The sequence below is a fragment of the Nakamurella flavida genome (genome assembly GCF_030811475.1).
Lineage (GTDB): Bacteria > Actinomycetota > Actinomycetes > Mycobacteriales > Nakamurellaceae > Nakamurella > Nakamurella flavida.
In genome coordinates this window covers 2152944-2170498 of sequence record NZ_JAUSQV010000001.1, presented here as the reverse complement: position 1 = coordinate 2170498, position 17555 = coordinate 2152944, and the positions used below count along the sequence as shown (strand labels likewise).

Here is a 17555-nt window from a genome sequence, read left to right as displayed (position 1 = left end):
GACGGTTCCGTCATGGCCGCTCCGCACACCGCCCGCCCGTCCCGGGTCCGCCCGTCCCGGTTCCGCGCCGCCCTGATCTCCGGGGTCGCCGTGTTCTCCGCGGGGCTCGTCCTCGCCGCCGCCGGGTGCACCGGCCAGGCGTCCTCCACCTCCGCCGTGGCCCCCGCCATGGAGACTTTCGCGGCCGCCTCGACCATGGCCGGACCGGCGGAGGCCGCTCCGGCACAGGCTGCGTCCTCGGCGGCCGGGTCCGCGTCGGCCGCCGCCGGCGGAGCTGCCGCGGAGGCTCCCGGTGTCGCGCCCGGGTCCGCGCCCGACGTCGCACCACAGGCCACCACCGCACGATCGGTCATCCGGACGGCCGACCTGCGGGTCCGACTCGACGTACCCGCCCCGGCGGCCACCGGGTCCGACGCGGAGGACCGGGCCGCCCGGGACCGGGACCGCGCGGCCGCGCTCGCCGCCGCCGTGAGCTCCGCCCGCAGCACGGTCGCCGGGCTGGGCGGGTTCGTCGCCGCCGCCACCGACGACGAAGCGAGTGCCCAACTGACCCTGCGGGTGCCGACGGCCGCCTACGACCAGGCGCGGGGGACGTTGGCCGCCCTGGGCACCGTCACCTCCTCGACCGAATCCGCCACCGACGTCACCGCCGAGCTGGTCGACGCTCAGAGCCGGGTGGACACCATGACCGCCAGCGTCGCGCGGGTCCGGCAGCTGCTCGCCGGGGCGCAGGCCATCGGGGACGTGCTGGCCATCGAGTCCGAGCTGACCGCCCGCGAGGCCGAGCTGGAGTCCTGGCAGCGGCAGGTCGCCGCGCTCGGCGGGCAGGTCGACCTGGCTACCATCAGCGTCGCGATCACCGCGACCGTGGCGGACGGCGCCCCCGAGGTCGTGGTGGCCGAGCCGGAGCGGAATGCGTTCGTCACCGGTCTGGCCAACGGGTGGGGCGCGGTCACCGCCCTGCTCACCGGGCTGGCCGCGGTCCTCGGGGCGCTGCTGCCGTTCCTGCCCGTGCTGCTGGTGGCCGGGTGGGCGGCGTGGTGGCTGCTGCGGGGAAGGTCCCGCCGGGCGGCGCGGTCCGCAAGAGGCCCGGCCGCAGGTCCGGCCACCGAATGAGCGGCCGGGTGGCCGGGCGGTCCTCCGATGGCCCGGCGTGACCCGTGTTGGGCCCCTCCGGCGACCTGCGGCAGACTGACCGCCATGACTGCGACCCTGATCCTGCTGCGTCACGGTGAGAGCACCTGGAACGCGCTGAACCTGTTCACCGGCTGGGTGGACGTCCCGCTGTCGGAGAAGGGCACGGCCGAGGCGGCCCGCGGCGGACAGCTGATGGCCGAGGCCGGCGTCCTGCCCGATGTCGTGCACACCTCGCTGCAGCGTCGGGCCATCACCACGGCCAACCTGGCCCTGGACGCGGCCGACCGCGGATGGATCCCGGTCCGGCGGTCCTGGCGGCTCAACGAGCGGCACTACGGCGACCTGCAGGGCAAGGACAAGAAGGAGACCCTGCAGACGTACGGCGAGGAGCAGTTCATGCTGTGGCGCCGTTCCTACGACGTCCCGCCGCCGCCCATCTCGGACACGAACACCTACTCGCAGGCCGGTGACCCGCGGTACGCCGACCTGGGTGATGCGGCCCCGAAGACCGAGTGCCTCAAGGACGTGGTGACCCGTCTCGTCCCCTACCTGCAGGCCGACATCTTCGACGACCTGCGTGCCGGGAGGACGGTCCTCGTCGCCGCGCACGGCAACTCGCTGCGCGCCGTGGTCAAGACCCTCGACGGGATCAGCGACGAGGCCATCGCCAAGGTCAACATCCCGACCGGGATCCCGCTGCGCTACGACCTGGACGCCGACATGCGCCCGGTCACCGCGGGCGGGCAGTACCTGGACCCGGCCGCGGCCGCCGCCGCGATCACCGCCGTGGCCAACCAGGGCCGCTGATCCACGGCTCCGCCCCGACCGGATGGTCGGGCGCGGACCGGTCGGGGCGGACCCACCGGGTGACGCCCCGGTGAACGGGGGCTGAAACCTTGCGCACCCGGGCCTGATGGGCGGCCCACCGGGCGGGGACGGGCCGGGAAACGTCCGGGGTGCGCGACACGGCGCCCTACCATCCTGGGTGTGTCGGGAGTCGGATATCTGCTCGCCGCCCTGGGCGGAGCGCTCATCGGCTGGCTGGTCTGCGCCGTGGTGCTCTCCCGGCGGGCGACCCGCTCCGACGAGGTCGGCGCGGCACCGCTGTCCCTGGCCGACGAGGTCCTCGCCCGCTCCGAGACCGGGTATCTGATCCTGGACGCCGACGGGCTCGTCGTGCTCAGCAACGGGCGCGCGGACGAGCTGGGCGTGGTGCGGCACGGCGAGGCACTGCCCGCCGTCGTGTCCGGGGCCAGCCGGGCCACCATCTCCGGCGAGGTCGTCGATCTCTCCCTGGGCGTGCTTCAGTCCGCCCGCGTCGTGGGAGTGGCCCGGGCTCCGTCCCGGACGGTGCACGCGGTCGCCCGTTCCCTGGGAGGCGGCATGGTGATGGTGTCCGCGTTCGACGACTCGGAGGCCCAGCGTCTCGAGGCCGTCCGGCGCGACTTCTTCGCCAATGTCTCGCACGAGCTCAAGACCCCGGTCGGGGCCATCGCCCTGCTCTCGGAGGCCGTGCTGGACGCGGTCGACGACCCCGACACGGTCCGCCGTTTCGCCGGGCAGATGAACCGGGAGGCCCGCCGGCTGGCCGCGCTGGTCACCGAACTGATCACCTTGTCCCGCCTGCAGAGCACCGAGCCGATCCCGGAGCCCACCGTCGTCGAGGTCGACCAGGTCGTCGAGGAGACGCTGAACCGGACGGCGACCAGCGCGGAGCAGGCCGACATCACCGTGGCCACCGACCACCCGTCGGGGCTGCTGGTCCGCGGCGACCGGGCCCTGCTGGTCACCGCGCTGACCAACCTGGTGGAGAACGCGATCCACTACTCGCCGGCCGGCACCCCGGTCTCGGTGACCCGCACCGTCCGCGGCGGTCACGTGCAGATCGCCGTCACCGACCGCGGCCCGGGCATCGCCCAGGACCTGCACGAACGGGTCTTCGAACGGTTCTTCCGCATCGACCCCGCCCGTTCCCGGGCCACCGGCGGCACCGGTCTCGGCCTGTCGATCGTCAAGCACATCGCCGCCAACCACGGCGGGGCGGCGACGCTGTGGAGCCGGCCGGGAACCGGATCCACCTTCACCCTGGTGCTTCCGGCGGTCGACGGCCCGCCGTCGCCGACCGAGCACCGCCCTCCTGCCGGGGAGCTCGTCCCGGCCACCGAGTCGCGGGCCGGATCCACCCCGGCCGTCCCCGCAGAGAACCGAGGAGTGTCGTCGTGACGAAGGTCCTGATCGTCGAGGACGAGGAGTCGATGGCCGATCCGCTGGCCTTCCTCCTCCGCAAGGAGGGGTTCAGCACGGCGATCGCCGACACCGGCCCGGCGGCGCTGGACGAGTACGACCGGCACGGGGCCGACATCGTGCTGCTGGACCTGATGCTGCCCGGGATGAGCGGGACCGAGGTGTGCCGGCAGCTGCGCACCCGGGGACCGGTGCCGGTGATCATGGTGACCGCCCGGGACAGCGAGATCGACAAGGTCGTCGGGCTGGAGCTCGGCGCCGACGACTACATCACCAAGCCGTACTCGACGCGGGAGCTCATCGCCCGCATCCGCGCCGTGCTGCGGCGGGGCAGCGACGCCGAGGAGGCCGGCAACCCGGTGCTGCAGGCGGGGCCCGTCCGGATGGACGTGGAGCGGCACGTGGTGAGCGTGCACGGCGAGCAGATCGCCCTGCCGCTCAAGGAGTTCGACCTGCTGGAGTACCTGATCCGCAACTCCGGGCGGGTGCTCACCCGTGGGCAGTTGATCGACCGGGTGTGGGGCGCGGACTACGTCGGGGACACCAAGACCCTGGACGTGCACGTGAAGCGGCTGCGCTCCAAGATCGAACCGGACCCGGCCGACCCCCGGCATCTGATCACCGTGCGCGGTCTCGGGTACAAGATGGAGCCGTGATCAGCCAGGCCCACCGATGAGCGGCCCCGCGCCGGGCGTCCGCCCCCCGGGGACGTCGGTGCCCGGGCCGGATCCGGCCGGACCCGCGGTCCGGGTGCCCGAGGTACGGATCGGCCTGTCCACCGCCGCGGTCTATCCCGAACCCACCGCGGCCGCATTCAGCCTCGCCGCCGACCTCGGGTACGACGGTATCGAGATCATGGTGCAGACCGAGCCGGCCAGCCAGGACGCCGAGCGATTGGCCGCGTTGGTCGACCACTACCAGGTGCCCGTCCTGTCGGTGCACTCCCCGTGCCTGCTGATCACCGCCGGCGTCTGGTCGACCGATCCGCTGGTCAAGCTGGCCCGGTCGATCGGGATGGCCGAACAGCTCGGTGCGCAGACCGTGGTGGTGCACCCGCCGTTCGTGTGGCAGCGCGCCGCGGCGGCGAGCTTCACCGAGTCCGTCGCCGAGCTGCAGACGCGCACCGATGTGCGCATCGCGGTGGAGAACATGTTCCCGGCCCAGGTGCGCGGCCTGCTGGTGAACACCTACCGCCCGCACTGGAACCCGGTCTCGGCCGGGCACCGCTGGTTCACCCTGGACCTGTCGCACACCGCGACCTCCGGGAACGACGCCCGGGAGATGGCCGCGGCGATGGGGCGGCGCCTGGGCCACCTGCACCTGGCCGACGGGTCCGGATCGGTGCGCGACGAGCACCTGGTGCCCGGCCGCGGCGGCCAGCCGTGCGCGGAGGTGCTGGAGGGGCTGGCCGCCCAGGGGTTCGACGGATCGGTCGTCGTCGAGATCTCCACCCGCGGGTCCGATCACGCCGACCGGGAGTACGACCTGGCCGAATCGCTCTCCTTCGCCCGGCTGCACCTGGCCGTGGGACGCTGACCCACCGACCCGTCGCCGTTCCCGGCATACCTGCTCCCCGCCCTGCGCCCCGTACCATCTGTGCGGTGCCCGCGCCCCGGCGCGAGCACGTTGACGAGGAGGAACACCATGGCCGGCAATTCCCAGCGCAAGGGCGCCGTCCGCAAGACCGGCACCAAGAAGGGCGCGGTGGTCGGCTCGGGCGGCCAGTCCCGTCGGGCGATCAAGCCCAAGGGCCCCACCCCTCCCGGTGTCGAGCGCAAGGGGCATCCCGCCGCCCGGCGCGCCGCGGCCGCCGCCCGCCGGGACGCCCCGGCCGGCACCGCCGCCGCCCGCCCCCGCCGCGAGACCCGCGAGCTGCCGGAGACCGTGGTCGGCCGCAACCCCGTGGTGGAAGCGCTGCGGGCCGGCATCCCGGCCACCGCGCTGTACCTCGCCCAGGGCGTGAACACCGATGAACGGCTGGCCGAGGCGGTCGCGCTCGCCGGCAACAAGGGCATCGCCCTGATGGAGGTCGCCCGGCCCGAGCTCGACCGGCTCACCGGGAACGCCATCCACCAGGGCCTGGCCCTGCAGGTGCCGCCCTACACCTACGCCCACCCGGACGACCTGCTCGCCCGGGCCAAGGACTCCGGCCGGGCCCCGCTGCTCGTCGCGGTGGACGGCGTCACCGACCCCCGCAACCTGGGCGCGATCATCCGGTCCGCCGCCGCCTTCGGCGCGCACGGCGTGATTGTGCCGGAACGGCGCAGCGCCGGCGTCACCGCCTCGGCCTGGCGCACCTCGGCCGGCACCGCCGCGCGGTTGCGCGTGGCGCGCTGCACCAACCTGGTCCGCACCCTGAAGGACCTGGCCGCGGCCGGCCTGATGATCGCCGGGCTGGACGCCGACGGGGACATGGACACCGACACGTTCGAGCTGGCCACCAGCCCGCTGGTCATCGTGGTCGGGTCCGAAGGGCGTGGGCTCGCCCGGTTGACCCGCACCGTCTGTGACGTCACCGTCTCCATCCCGATGGCCCGCACGGTGGAGTCGCTGAACGCGTCCGTGGCCACCGGTGTGGTGCTGGCCGAGGTCGCCCGGCGCCGTCGGGTCGAGGCCGGTCGGGGCTGACCCCGGGGGTGGAGTTCTAGGGGCCGGCCGGCGGGCGGATGCCACCGGGAAGTTCCCCGGTCCGCAGGACGGTCTCCCCGGTCTCGCCCATGCTGCGCCCGCCGGACAACGCGCTGCGGTGCAGCAGGTCGGTCGCCCGCTCCTGACTCAGGCCGTACCGGGCCATCAGCACCCCGACGGCGGCGCCGGTCTGCAGGGTGTCGCGAACCCCGTTCTGCAGCGTCCCGGCGCGGAGCCGGGCCGAGCGGAGCGACTCGGCCAGGCGCTGACGGTAGAGGACGAGCACGCAGTGATCGACGACCAACTGGATGAGTTCGGCCTCCTGCTCGGTCGGCACGTGCCCGTCGTCCCACCGGCAGGTCACCGACCCGCGCGAGGAGGGTTCGGCCAGACCGGCGGTGACGAAACCGACGCTCACCCGGTCCCGTCGCCGGACCAGGCGCCGTGCGGTCGCCGACCGCGCCGGCGGAGCGAAGATCGGGGTCAGTCGCTCCGCGACGTCCCCGCCGTGTTCGGTGCGCATACCCGCCCGGCCCTCCCGGGGGAACAGCTCCACCACGCACCGGTCGGCGGCCGCCGGGACGAGGACGTCCCCGATGCCCTGGAGCAGCACGAGGACGGGATCGGGGTCCGCGTCGAGCGCCTGCAGGCCGTGGACCACACGGGCCACGTCGACCCGGGGCCCGGGACGCCGGTCGGGCGCTTCGCCGGGGGGCGGGGGCACGCCGGGGTCGAACGGCTGGGCCTCGCCCGGCCGTGACATGTCAGTGCGCCGGAGCGCGGTGGGCGCTCTGCCGTTCGGGCAGCGCTCCGGTGTAGATCACCTCGTCGGCGACCTCCCGCAGTTTGCGGTTGGCGGTGTTGCTGGCCCGGCGCAGAGCGTCGAAGGCGGCCTCCTCGGTCAGCGACGACCGCACCATCAGGACCCCGATGGCCGCACCGATGCGGCGGTTGGACTCCACCGCGGCCCGGAGCTGCTCGGTGTGCACGTGCAGCTGGTCCATCCGTTCGGTCAGGCGAGACTGATCGGCGAGCAGGACGCACTGGTCGACGATGGCCCGGATGACGGCGACGTCGGCGTCCGAGGGCAGATGGTCCCCGTCCCAGCTGCACCGCACCACGCCGCGGACATCCGTGTCGATGTCGGAGGTGAAAGTCAACACGAGGAAACCGGATGCGCGCTCGGCGGGCGGGGTCGGGGAGGAGGCGGGGAGGAGCTCGACCGCGCACCGGTCGGCGAGGGCGGGGACGAGCACGGGGACCAGCTCGTCCATCATCGTGCCGGCGGACCGGCGGTCACCGGCGTCCCGACCGGTGAGCACGTGCAGGCGTTCGAGGGCGGCGGCCACACCCACCCGGGGTCGACCGGGGGCATCCGGGGCGGTGGGGGCGGGGTGCGGGATGCCGGCGGGGAGGGCGAAGGGGGAACCAGTCATGCGATCGCTCCGGAGGCGAGCGACGGACAGGGTGCGCGAGCGCAGGACCATCCGCCGTGGGTGAGCAACGGTCGGGCTGGTGTCGAACCCGTCTCAGAGGATAGCGGTACGGCGTCGGAGCGGGAGGGTGCAACCACCCGGGGCGAGGGGATCCGGATCTGCCGCCGGTCAGCGGCTGTCGCGATCCCGGGGCGGCAGGTGCCGATCGATGACGTCCTGGGCGGCGATCACCACGTCGACGTCCTGTTCGGCGGCCAGCCGGGTCAACTCCTCCCGCGCGGTGTCCTGGTCGAGCCCCCGGAGGGCCATGAGCACGCCGGTCGCGCGGCCGATCACCACCCGGGCCCGGGCGGCCTCCCGGATCAGGACGGCCTGATCCTCACCGGGCTGCCGGGCCGAGTACTCGGTGAAGCCCCGGTCCAGGAAGTGGCGCAGCACGGTGAGCACGGCCATGTCGGGCTGCCGGAGTCCGCCGTCGCGTTCGCTGTAGAGATTGAGAGCGCCCACGGCCGTGTCCCGGGCGTGCAGGGGTTCGGCCCGGAACGCCCGCACACCGATCCGGTCGGCGACCTCGGCCAGATCTGCCCAGACCTGGCGGACGTCGTCCAGGGACATCCAGATGGTCTGCCCGGTCCGCATCGCCCGCAGGCACGGACCGTCGCCCTCGTGGTACTGGCCCTCGTCGATGACCAGCATCCGGGCGTCGGTGTGCGCGGCGGTGAACGGCACCCCGTCGACGTGGGCCGTGACGCCCGCCCAGCTGACGTCCGCGATCAGCCGGACGGCCTCGGCCGACGCACGCTGCATGATCTCGATCAGGGCGGCCTCGCTGTCGACCTGCCGGGCCAGCTCCTGGACCAGGCGCGACGCGTCCTGGGGCAGGGCGTCGAGCGCCCGGCGCACCGCGTCCGGGGAGATGTTAGCCCCGGCGGATTCCGGCTCCGTCATCGATCCCGCCCCCGCCTGTGTCGTCCGCCCGCCGACCCGGGAGGTCGGCAGGTCTCGAGCCTCGGATCCGGCCGGGCGTGCCGCCCGGCCGACGGCACGGCCGGGCGGTCCGTTCGTGGTGGTCACGACACTAGTCCGGGACCGTCACCGGGTGCAGCTTGCGTGACAAGCTGTGGATCGGCACGCTTGTCGCATCGGTGCCCGACCCGGCGTGTCGGGGCGGGGCCGCACCGCCGAAAGGGGGACGGGGTGCACGGATCCGAGGGAGAGCAGACCGGAGCGGAACCCCGGATGCAGCTGGGTACGCCGGACGAGGTCTGGGCCGGCGGCATGCCGATCGGTCGGACCGTCGAGCTGTGCCGGCGATGCGTCACCCTGCTTCCCGTCGACGGAGCCGCGGTCACCGTCCGCGGTTCGTTGGTGACCAAGGAACTCCTGCACGCGACCGACCCCGTGGTCGCCCGGCTGGACGACATCCAGTTCGTGGTCGGGGAGGGTCCGTGCCGGGACGCCTATCGCCTGCGCATCCCCGTTCTGCAACCGGATCTCACCGCACCGGACGTGGCGAGGCGCTGGCCTTTGTTCACCCGCGAGGCGCTGGGGTTGGGGGTGGCGGCGGTGTTCGCCTTCCCGCTGCAGATCGGCGCCGTCCCGTTCGGCGTCCTGGAGCTGTACCGCGCCACTCCCGGTGTGCTGGCCCCGGAGGAGCTGGCCACGGCCCTGCTGCTCGCCGACGCGGCCGCCCACTCGGTGATGGACGACTTCACCCGCTCCGAGCTGTTCGCCGGGCCGGGCGAGGACGAGCGGGGCATCGGGGAGATCGAGGTGCCCCGGGCCACGGGCATGGTCGCCGCGCGCCACGGCATCTCCGTGCACGCCGCGCTGGCCGAACTGCGGGCGGCCGCCTTCGCCCAGGACCGGCCGCTCATCGACATCGCCCGGGAGGTGTTGGCCGGGGCGTCCCTGCGCGAGGACTGAGCCGGTTCGAGCACGGTCGGGCCCGGGCGCTCACGTGCCGGCCCGGAGGTTCAGTGCGGCTGGACGTCCGTGGTGGTCAGCGGCATGGGCCCGTCGTCCGCGACAGGTAGGTCGAGGACGGGTGAGCCGCCGGCTGCGATCGCCGCGGTGTGTGCGTCCGCGGTGAGTGCGGCCGGGGTCAGGGCGCGGTCGACGATCTGCCGGGCGATCAGGTCGACGGTGGACTCCAGCCCCCGGGCGTGCCCGCGGATCAGTTCCAGCGCGGTCGCGGGGGACAGGTCCTGGTCGATGACCACCATGCCGACCGCGATGGCCACCGTCGTCCGGGCCCGGGCAAGGGGCGAGTTCAGCCAGATCGGCTCACCGGTCCCGGCGGCGGCCGGGTCGGCCAGCAGGGCCGCTGCGACGGCATCGGCCACCGCCTCGGCGGCGCGGGGATCGTGGGCGGCGAGGGCGGCGTCGGACTCGAAGTACAGGTCCAGGGTGCCGATCCCGGTCAGTCCACCGCGGAGCGGGAGGGCGTGCACAGCCCGGAACGCCGTGCGGTGGACCAGGTGCAGGTGGTAGACCGGCCAGCGTCGGGCCAGCACGGGCTCGGGCGCCAGGACGGCGACACCGGTGGCGTGGGCGTCCAGGCAGGGGCCCGTCCCGGTGGTGTACTGCAGGGATTCCGCGGTGCTGGCGGCTTCGCTGCTCGCGCCCAGCGGGATGCGCAGGTCGGGATCGGTGCTGACGCTGAGGCTGGCGCCGCTGACCCCGAGGACCCGGACGCACGCCCAGGCGAGCTTGTTGGGCAGCAGCGCGGAATGCTCGGCGCGGGAGCGTCCGGTGACGGCGTCCATCGCGGCGGCGAACTCCTCGACCACGTTCATGGCGACCCCCGTACCGGCCCCGGCTCTCCCGGGGTCCCCGCCGCACGCCCGTGCGGTCCGCTCACGTTCCGACGGGTGAACGTCACCATTCCATGCCTGGGCTCACTCTTCCAGGGGCATCACCCCGATCTGCCTGAATCAGAACCTCGGGACGACTCCCCGCGCCGCAGCCGGGTTTAGTGTCGAGGGCGTCGGGTCGGACAGTCGGCCCAGGCGTCGCCCCGGGGAGCAGTGCGCCGGAGCCCGTTCCGAGGACCGACATGCCCCCTCCCCCCGAGACCTTCGGCCCGCCCTTCGGCCCGCCCTTCGGCCCGCCCTCCGGGCGGCCGCCCGGCCGTGCGCCGTCCGGGCCGTCCACCGTGGCCGACCTCCGATGAGCGCCGCGGACACCGATCCCGCCGGTCGTCTGGTCGCCGGGGTGACCAGGTGCGGGCGGCGCGGTCGCGCCGTCGGGATCCTGATGGCGCTGACCGGAGCCTCGGCCGCCGCGGCCGCGACCGATCTCCGGCGACGCGCCGACCGGGCCGGGGTCGAGGTCGACGAGTTCGTCGGGCAGTTGCTGGACGGCCCGGACACACCGCGAGCCCTGGGACGACCGGCCCCGTGACGACCGACGGGGTGGCCGGCCGCCGATTTCTCCCCGGCCCTGGACTTCGCTAGTCTGTCGAGACTGATTCTCAGTCCGATTACAGCGAGGGTGGCAGTCGATGATGGGCAGGTCGATCGGGACATCCCGGGCACGCGGACGGGTCACGGGGGTGGTGGGCGGTCTCGCCGTCGCCGTGGTGGTGCTCTCCGCCTGCGGTTCGTCGAGCACCACCCCGTCGGCTGCGACCGCGGGTTCGGACACCACGGGTTCGGGGGCGGCCGCGGCGTCGGCCGGCACCGTGCAGGTCGTCGCCTCCACCAACGTGTGGGGCGACGTCGCCGAGCAGATCGGCGGCACCCATGTCGACGTGCTGTCGCTCATCTCCGACCCGTCCGCCGACCCGCACTCCTACGAGGCGAACGCGCAGAACCAGCTCGCCCTCTCCAAGGCGGCCCTGGTCGTCGAGAACGGCGGCGGGTACGACGACTTCGTCGACACGATGATGGCCTCCAGCGGCGGCAACGCCACCGTGGTCAACGCCGTCGAGGTCGCCGGGTACAGCGGCGACGAACTCAACGAGCACGTCTGGTACGACTTCCCGACCGTGCAGAAGGTGGCCGCGGCGATCGCCGACGACCTCGCCGCCGCCGACCCGGCCCATGCCGCCGAGTACCGGGCCAACGCCACCGCGTTCAGCGGGAAGGTCGACGCGTTGATCGCCCAGGAACAGCAGATCAAGGCGACCCACGACGGCGCCCCCGTGGCCATCACCGAGCCCGTCCCGGTCTATATGCTCGACGCGTCCGGCCTCGACGACCTCACCCCGGACGCGTTCGCCGAAGCCATCGAGCAGGAGACCGACGTGCCCGCCGATGTGTTGCAGCAGACCCTGGCGCTGTTCGCCGACAAGAAGGTCGACGCCCTGGTCTACAACTCCCAGACCTCCGGCCCGCAGACCGAGGCCGTCCTGCAGGCGGCGAAGGACAACGGCATCGCGGTGGTCCCGGTGACCGAGACCCTGCCCGCCGGGCAGGACTACCTGGGTTGGATGGGGTCGAACCTCACCGCCCTGGACACGGCCCTCGGTGGCTGATCCGCAGGCTCCCGAGGACAGGCAGGCGCTCCGACTCCGGGGCGCCTGCCTGTCCTACGGTTCGCACGCGCTCTGGCACGACCTCGACCTGGACGTCCCGCAGGGTCAGTTCGTCGCCGTCCTGGGGTCCAACGGCTCCGGCAAGACCAGCCTGCTGCGCGTGCTGCTCGGCACCCAGCCGCTGACCGCCGGCCGGGCGTGGGTGATGGGCCGCCCGGTGAGCCGCGGTGACACCCGCGTCGGGTACGTGCCGCAGCGGGTGGCCATCGACTCCGCGACCATGGTCAAGGCCCGGGATGTCGTCCGGATGGGCCTGGACGGGCACCGGTGGGGGATGCCGGTCGCGTTCGGCGCCCGCCGCCGCGCCGACGCCGCCCGGATCGACGCGCTGATGGCGTCGGTCGGGGCGTCCGCATTCGCCCAGGCCCCGGTGTCGATGCTGTCGGGCGGGGAGCTGCAACGGGTCCGGGTGGCCGAGGCGCTGGCCTCCGATCCCGCCCTGCTGCTGTGCGACGAACCGCTGGCCGCCCTGGACATGCGCCATCAGCGCGAGGTCGCCGCCCTCATCGACGAGCAGCGCCGCCGCACCAACACCGCGGTGCTCTTCGTGACCCACGACGTCAACGCCGTCCTGCCCTACGTCGACCAGGTGCTCTACCTGGCCGGTGGGCGGTTCCGGGCCGGGCCGCCGGACGAGGTGCTGACCAGTGAGGCCCTGACCGAGCTGTACCAGGCCCCGGTCGAGGTCTTCCGGACGCAGGGCCGGGTCATCGTCGTGCCCTCCACCGAACTGCACGCGGTGCACCACCAGTCGCACGACGACCACGCCGCCACCGAGGTGGATCAGCGGGTCGTCGCGGGCGGGCGCAGGAGGCGGACGTGACCCCGAGCATCTGGGACAAGATGTTCAACTTCGACAACTACGGCGAGTTGCTCGCGCTGCTGCACAACTCGATCATCGCCGGCGCGCTGCTCGGCATCATGGGTGGCTTGATCGGCGTCTTCGTGATGATGCGCGACCTGCCGTTCGCCGTGCACGGCATCAGCGAGCTGTCCTTCGCCGGGGCGGCGCTGTTCCTGCTGCTGGGCTTGAACGTTGTCGTCGGCTCGGTGGTCGGCTCGCTGGCCGCGGCGCTCATCATCGGCGTGCTCGGGGTCCGCGCCCGGGACCGGTCGTCGGTGATCGGCGTGCTCATGCCCTTCGGGCTCGGGCTCGGGGTGCTGTTCCTGGCCCTGTACCCGGGCCGCTCGGCCAACAAGTTCGGCCTGCTCCTCGGTCAGATCGTCGCGGTCGACGACCCCCAGCTGTTCTGGCTGGGCGGGGTCGCCGTCGTCGTCCTCGGTGCTCTCGCCATCATGTGGCGCCCGCTGATGTTCGCCTCGGTCGACCCGGAGATCGCTGCGGCCCGCGGCGTCCCGGTCCGCGCCCTGTCGCCGGTGTTCATGATCGTGCTGGGCCTGACGGTGGCCATGTCCGTGCAGATCGTCGGGGCACTGCTGGTGCTCTCCCTGCTGGTCACCCCGGCCGCCGCCGCCATGCGGGTGACCGCGTCCGCGCTCTGGGTGCCGGTGCTCTCCACCGTGTTCGCGCTGATCTCGGTGGTCGGCGGGATCCTGCTCGCGCTGGGCGGGAGCCTGCCCATCAGCCCGTACATCACCACCATCTCGTTCACCATCTGGCTGATCTGCCGGTTCGTCGGCGCGCAACGCGCGCGGCGCGGGTGGAGTCGCCGGGAGGCCGACCGGTTCGATCCGGCGCCCGAGCCGGTCTGAGCGGTCAGCACAGAGCCCCCCACCGGTGGTGGGGGGCTTCGTCGTCATGCGGCGGCCGCCATGCAGCTCCCCGCGGGCGGACGTCACGGACCCCGCGTCGTGCCGGCCGAACCGAGGGTTTGCGCCGCGGTCGGTGCTGACGTCGTAAGAAAATCGTTTACGTAAACGATTTGATGGTCTAGCGTCGCGTCCGGCAGAGCACGGAGTGTCACTCGACGGTGAGGATGACCATTGACCAGCACCACTCGACACCCGGACGAGGGCGGCGCCGTCGCTCTGGGTGAGGGCGACCGCGCGACGGCCGAACTCGTCGGCGTATCCAAGCGCTTCGACACCGTCTACGCCGTCCGGGACGTGTCCCTGGAACTCCGGGCCGGGGAGGTGCTCGCCCTGGTCGGTGAGAACGGTGCGGGCAAGAGCACCTGCGTCAAGATGCTCGGCGGCGTCTACCAACCCAGCGAGGGTCAGATCCGGGTCAACGGTGAGGATGTGGCGCTCCGCACGCCGTTGGACGCCCAGCATCTCGGTATCGCCGTGGTCCACCAGCACCCCGGCCTGTTCCCCGATCTGCCGATCTACGAGAACGTCTACGCCGGAAGACCTCTGACCACCCGGTTCGGTCTGCTGGACCACGCCCGGATGAGCCGGGAATCGCGCCGCTGGTTGGAGATCCTGGGCCTGCAGGTCGACCCGGTGATGACCACCGGCCAGCTCAGCACCTCCGAGCAGCAACTGGTGGAGATCGCCAAGGCGCTGGCCTTCGATGCCCGGATCCTGATCCTGGACGAACCCACCGCCTCGCTGACCATGGGGGAGACCCAGCGGCTGTTCACGGTGATCCAGGATTTGAAGGTTCGCGGGGTCGCCATGCTCTTCGTCGGCCACCGCCTGGAGGAGATCATGGCCGTCTCCGACCGGGTCACCGTGATGCGTGACGGTCGTCGGGTCGCCGACCTCGTGACCGCCGACACCGACGAGCACCGCATCGTCGAACTGATGGTCGGCCGGGAGCTGACCGACATCTACCCCCCGAAGGTCGCCACGATCGGCGACATCGTGCTGCGCCTGCGTGATCTCGGCGTCACCGGTCGTTTCTCGGGCATCGACCTCGATGTCCGTGCCGGTGAGATCGTCGGCCTGGCCGGCCTCGTCGGTGCCGGACGGACGGAGGTGGCGCGGGCCGTCTTCGGCATCGACAAGGTCGCCACCGGAACGGTCGAGCTGGACGGCAAGCCGGTGCGGATCGCCTCGCCCGCGGCCGCTCTGGCGCACGGCATCGCCTACGTGTCCGAGGACCGCCGTGGCCAGAGCATCATCGAGGACTTCTCCATCCTGGACAACGCGACCCTGCCCGTCCTGGACCAGGCGTCCCGCGCCGGTCTGATCCGGCGGCGCGCCGAGTTCGCCCTGGTCGACGGGCCGCTGCAGCGGATGCGGCTCAAGTTCGCCGGCTACGCCCAGCCGATCGGCAACCTCTCGGGCGGCAACCAGCAGAAGGTGGTGCTGGCCAAGTGGCTGGCCACCCGGCCACGGTTGCTGATCCTGGACGAACCCACCCAGGGGGTGGACATCCAGGCCAAGGCCGAGGTCCACCACATCATTGCCGAGCTGGCCGAGCAGGGCCTGGCGATCCTGATGATCTCCTCGGACATGCCCGAGCTCCTCGGGACCTGCGACCGGATCTACGTCATGCACCAGGGCCGGATCACCGCGGAGTTCGACGCCGAGCACGCCAACCAGATCGACATCGGACTGGCCGCCACCGGCCTGCTCGTCGCGGGTCGTGAGCCCGGCACCACCACCACCGCCGATGTGCGGGCCCTCGAGGCCCGGCAGGAGTCCGAGCTGGTCAGCGTGGGGGAGAGCCCGGGTCGGCGGCAGTGGTGGCGCAAGGCCCTCGCCCGGCGCGAGTTCGGGCTGCTGATCGCCGTCGCCGCCATCCTGGTACCGCTGGGACTGATCAACCCCAACCTGGTGAGCGCGTCGAACATCGGCGATCTCGGGGTGACCACGGCGCTGTACGGGGTGGCGTGCCTGGGTCAGATGACGGTGATGCTGACCCGGAACATCGACCTCTCCCAGGGGTCCGTCATCGGGCTGTCGGCGTACGTCTCGGCCTGGACGATGAGCTCACTGCCCGACGCACCCGCCGTCCTGGGCATCGCGGTCGCCATCGCGGTGGGTCTGGTCTGCGGTGCGGTGAACGGCGTGATCATCGCCTACGGCCGGGTGCCGTCGATCGTGGTCACGCTGGGGACGCTGGCCATCTTCCGGGGGATCGACGCCATCCTGTCCAGCGGTCGCCAGATCTCCTCGAGCATGGTGCCGCCCGGATGGTTGGCCTGGACGGCCGGCCGGTTCCTCGGGGTCTCCCTGCTGGTCTACATCGGCCTGCTGCTGTTCATCGTGTTCGCGGTCTTCCTGCGGACCACAAGGGTCGGCCGCGACGTCTACGCCACCGGGTCCAACCCCGCCGGGGCCGACCTCATCGGCATCAGGACCAAGGCCCGTACCTTCACCGCCTTTGTCATCTCCGGCACGCTTGCCGGCTTCGCGGGCGCGATGTGGGCCTCCCACTTCGCGACCGTCGACGGCCAGCTCGCGTACGGGCTTGAACTCACCCTGGTGGCCTCGGTCGTCGTCGGCGGGGTGTCCCTGCGCGGTGGCACGGGCTCCGTCCTCGGCGTCCTGCTGGGCACCATCACCCTGATCATCATCCAGAACGCCATCACCGTGGCCAGGATCAATCCGTCCTACCTGCAGGCCTTCTTCGGTGGAGCCATCCTGCTCACCGTTCTCGTCGACACGCTGCTGTCCCGCCGCAGCACCCGGGGAGTGCGCTGATGCTGACCACGGTCAAGACCAAGCTCCGTTCCTGGGAGTTCATCCTGTTCGTCCTGGTGGTGGTGATGCTCCTGGTGGCAGCGGCACTGGTGCCGGGCTTCACCCGCCCCTTCAGCATCTCCACCGGCCTGGCCACGTTCGCCCCCGCGGCGTTGATGGCCCTGCCGCTGGCCCTGCTCGTCATCGTCCGTGACATCGACATCTCGGTGGCCAGCATCGCCGGGCTCTCCTCGGTCGCCGCGGGTCTGGCCATCCGGGCCGAACTGTCCGTCCCGATGGTCGTGGTGGCCGCGCTGGTCACCGGTCTGCTGTGCGGCGCGATCAACGGCTTCTTCGTCGCCGTGCTCGGGCTGCCCGCCCTGCTGGTCACCCTCGGGACCCTGGCCCTGTTCCGGGGGCTGTGCTACGTCCTCCTCGGGGGGACCCCGATCTCGCCGCTGCCCGACTTCTTCACCGTGCTCGGCAACGACAACATCCCCGGGCTGTCGATCCCCTGGGCGATCGTGCCCTTCGTCGTGCTCGCGGTGGTCTTCGGGATCGTGCTGCACCGCGGCAAGGTCGGTCGGCGCATCTACGCCATCGGCGGCAATCCGGAGACCGCCCGGTACAGCGGGGTTCGGGTCGCCCGGATCCGCTTCGTCCTGTTCCTCGTCTCCGGCGTCATGGCCGGCCTGGCCGGCATGATCAACATGGGTATCACCAGCCAGGTCGCGCCCGACGGCGCGCAGGGTTTGGAACTCGACGTCATCACGGTCGTGTTCCTGGCCGGGGTCAGCGTGCTGGGCGGCAAGGGCCGGATCACCGGTGTCGTCCTGGCCAGCATCCTCATCCTCTCGCTGCGCAAGTCACTGCAGCTGATGAACGTCAGCGGCTACACCCAGGGCATCGCCGTGGGCGGAGTCCTGATCGCGTCCCTCCTGGTCACAAACCTCTCCCAGCGCCTACTCGGTTCCGTCCGCGAACGCCGCCGCCCCGTACCGACGCTGGGCGTCGAAGCCGGCTGACCGGACGCA

Annotated in this window: 17 protein-coding genes; 13 read left to right on the top strand and 4 right to left on the bottom strand. The window is 72.5% G+C overall.

Annotated elements, in window-relative coordinates:
• Window positions 1-12: 12 nt before the first annotated feature.
• From J2S58_RS09755 to rlmB, 6 genes are all read left to right on the top strand, one after another.
• Complete coding sequence (locus J2S58_RS09755) at window positions 13-1116, top strand: DUF4349 domain-containing protein (protein WP_205258083.1); 1104 nt, start codon at window positions 13-15, stop codon at window positions 1114-1116.
• Between the two features lie 84 nt (window positions 1117-1200).
• The gene (locus J2S58_RS09750; protein ID WP_205258084.1) at window positions 1201-1944 is read left to right on the top strand and encodes a phosphoglyceromutase; all 744 of its coding nucleotides are present in this window, start codon (window positions 1201-1203) and stop codon (window positions 1942-1944) included.
• 180 nt (window positions 1945-2124) lie between these two features.
• The gene (locus tag J2S58_RS09745) at window positions 2125-3360 is read left to right on the top strand and encodes a sensor histidine kinase (protein WP_306827895.1); all 1236 of its coding nucleotides are present in this window, start codon (window positions 2125-2127) and stop codon (window positions 3358-3360) included.
• Window positions 3357-4037, top strand: a complete 681-nt coding sequence (locus tag J2S58_RS09740) for a response regulator transcription factor (protein ID WP_205258085.1) — start codon at window positions 3357-3359, stop codon at window positions 4035-4037. Before J2S58_RS09745 ends, J2S58_RS09740 begins: the two co-directional genes overlap by 4 nt.
• A 16-nt stretch (window positions 4038-4053) precedes the next feature.
• Window positions 4054-4917 carry a TIM barrel protein gene (locus J2S58_RS09735; protein WP_205258086.1) on the top strand — a complete coding sequence of 288 codons (864 nt, stop codon included), beginning with the start codon at window positions 4054-4056 and terminating at the stop codon, window positions 4915-4917.
• 108 nt (window positions 4918-5025) lie between these two features.
• Entirely contained in the window at window positions 5026-6009 is a 984-nt protein-coding gene (rlmB, locus tag J2S58_RS09730; protein WP_205258087.1) for a 23S rRNA (guanosine(2251)-2'-O)-methyltransferase RlmB, read from the top strand.
• A gap of 16 nt (window positions 6010-6025) precedes the next feature.
• Here rlmB and J2S58_RS09725 read toward each other — a convergent pair whose 3' ends face one another.
• The 3 genes from J2S58_RS09725 to J2S58_RS09715 form a co-directional block, all read right to left on the bottom strand.
• Window positions 6026-6733, bottom strand: coding sequence for an ANTAR domain-containing protein (locus J2S58_RS09725; protein WP_306827889.1), 708 nt, complete (start codon window positions 6731-6733; stop codon window positions 6026-6028).
• A gap of 40 nt (window positions 6734-6773) precedes the next feature.
• On the bottom strand, window positions 6774-7445 hold the full coding sequence (locus tag J2S58_RS09720) for an ANTAR domain-containing protein (protein ID WP_205258089.1): 672 nt from the start codon (window positions 7443-7445) through the stop codon (window positions 6774-6776).
• Window positions 7446-7613: 168 nt separating this feature from the next.
• Entirely contained in the window at window positions 7614-8393 is a 780-nt protein-coding gene (locus J2S58_RS09715; protein WP_205258090.1) for a GAF and ANTAR domain-containing protein, read from the bottom strand.
• 291 nt (window positions 8394-8684) lie between these two features.
• Between J2S58_RS09715 and J2S58_RS09710 the strand changes: the two genes are divergently transcribed.
• Window positions 8685-9371 carry a GAF domain-containing protein gene (locus tag J2S58_RS09710; RefSeq protein WP_205258091.1) on the top strand — a complete coding sequence of 229 codons (687 nt, stop codon included), beginning with the start codon at window positions 8685-8687 and terminating at the stop codon, window positions 9369-9371.
• Window positions 9372-9421: 50 nt separating this feature from the next.
• Here the strand turns inward: J2S58_RS09710 and J2S58_RS09705 are convergent, their stop codons facing one another.
• Window positions 9422-10243 (bottom strand): GAF domain-containing protein, encoded by an 822-nt coding sequence (locus tag J2S58_RS09705; protein ID WP_205258092.1) that lies wholly within the window; start codon window positions 10241-10243, stop codon window positions 9422-9424.
• 373 nt (window positions 10244-10616) lie between these two features.
• Between J2S58_RS09705 and J2S58_RS09700 the strand changes: the two genes are divergently transcribed.
• From J2S58_RS09700 to J2S58_RS09675, 6 genes are all read left to right on the top strand, one after another.
• On the top strand, window positions 10617-10850 hold the full coding sequence (locus tag J2S58_RS09700) for a hypothetical protein (RefSeq protein WP_205258093.1): 234 nt from the start codon (window positions 10617-10619) through the stop codon (window positions 10848-10850).
• 151 nt (window positions 10851-11001) lie between these two features.
• A complete protein-coding gene (locus J2S58_RS09695) occupies window positions 11002-11925 on the top strand; it encodes a metal ABC transporter solute-binding protein, Zn/Mn family (protein ID WP_306827884.1) in 924 nt (307 codons plus the stop codon).
• Window positions 11918-12808 (top strand): metal ABC transporter ATP-binding protein, encoded by an 891-nt coding sequence (locus tag J2S58_RS09690; protein WP_205258094.1) that lies wholly within the window; start codon window positions 11918-11920, stop codon window positions 12806-12808. The genes J2S58_RS09695 and J2S58_RS09690 overlap by 8 nt, the downstream gene beginning before the upstream one ends.
• Window positions 12809-12828: 20 nt before the next feature.
• A complete protein-coding gene (locus tag J2S58_RS09685; RefSeq protein ID WP_205258194.1) occupies window positions 12829-13698 on the top strand; it encodes a metal ABC transporter permease in 870 nt (289 codons plus the stop codon).
• A 231-nt stretch (window positions 13699-13929) separates the two neighbouring features.
• Window positions 13930-16542 carry an ATP-binding cassette domain-containing protein gene (locus J2S58_RS09680; protein ID WP_205258095.1) on the top strand — a complete coding sequence of 871 codons (2613 nt, stop codon included), beginning with the start codon at window positions 13930-13932 and terminating at the stop codon, window positions 16540-16542.
• Window positions 16542-17546 (top strand): ABC transporter permease, encoded by a 1005-nt coding sequence (locus J2S58_RS09675; RefSeq protein WP_205258096.1) that lies wholly within the window; start codon window positions 16542-16544, stop codon window positions 17544-17546. The genes J2S58_RS09680 and J2S58_RS09675 overlap by 1 nt, the downstream gene beginning before the upstream one ends.
• Window positions 17547-17555 lie beyond the last annotated feature (9 nt).

What these genes read in the sequence shown, in the direction of transcription:
- J2S58_RS09710 (WP_205258091.1), top strand. Translation starts at nt 8,685, where the DNA reads ATGCAGCTGGGTACGCCGGACGAGGTCTGGGCCGGCGGCATGCCGATC.
- J2S58_RS09735 (WP_205258086.1), top strand. Translation starts at nt 4,054, where the DNA reads ATGAGCGGCCCCGCGCCGGGCGTCCGCCCCCCGGGGACGTCGGTGCCC.
- J2S58_RS09720 (WP_205258089.1), bottom strand. Translation starts at nt 7,445, where the DNA reads ATGACTGGTTCCCCCTTCGCCCTCCCCGCCGGCATCCCGCACCCCGCC.
- rlmB (WP_205258087.1), top strand. Translation starts at nt 5,026, where the DNA reads ATGGCCGGCAATTCCCAGCGCAAGGGCGCCGTCCGCAAGACCGGCACC.
- J2S58_RS09700 (WP_205258093.1), top strand. Translation starts at nt 10,617, where the DNA reads ATGAGCGCCGCGGACACCGATCCCGCCGGTCGTCTGGTCGCCGGGGTG.
- J2S58_RS09715 (WP_205258090.1), bottom strand. Translation starts at nt 8,393, where the DNA reads ATGACGGAGCCGGAATCCGCCGGGGCTAACATCTCCCCGGACGCGGTG.
- J2S58_RS09705 (WP_205258092.1), bottom strand. Translation starts at nt 10,243, where the DNA reads ATGAACGTGGTCGAGGAGTTCGCCGCCGCGATGGACGCCGTCACCGGA.
- J2S58_RS09685 (WP_205258194.1), top strand. Translation starts at nt 12,829, where the DNA reads ATGTTCAACTTCGACAACTACGGCGAGTTGCTCGCGCTGCTGCACAAC.
- J2S58_RS09675 (WP_205258096.1), top strand. Translation starts at nt 16,542, where the DNA reads ATGCTGACCACGGTCAAGACCAAGCTCCGTTCCTGGGAGTTCATCCTG.
- J2S58_RS09750 (WP_205258084.1), top strand. Translation starts at nt 1,201, where the DNA reads ATGACTGCGACCCTGATCCTGCTGCGTCACGGTGAGAGCACCTGGAAC.
- J2S58_RS09755 (WP_205258083.1), top strand. Translation starts at nt 13, where the DNA reads ATGGCCGCTCCGCACACCGCCCGCCCGTCCCGGGTCCGCCCGTCCCGG.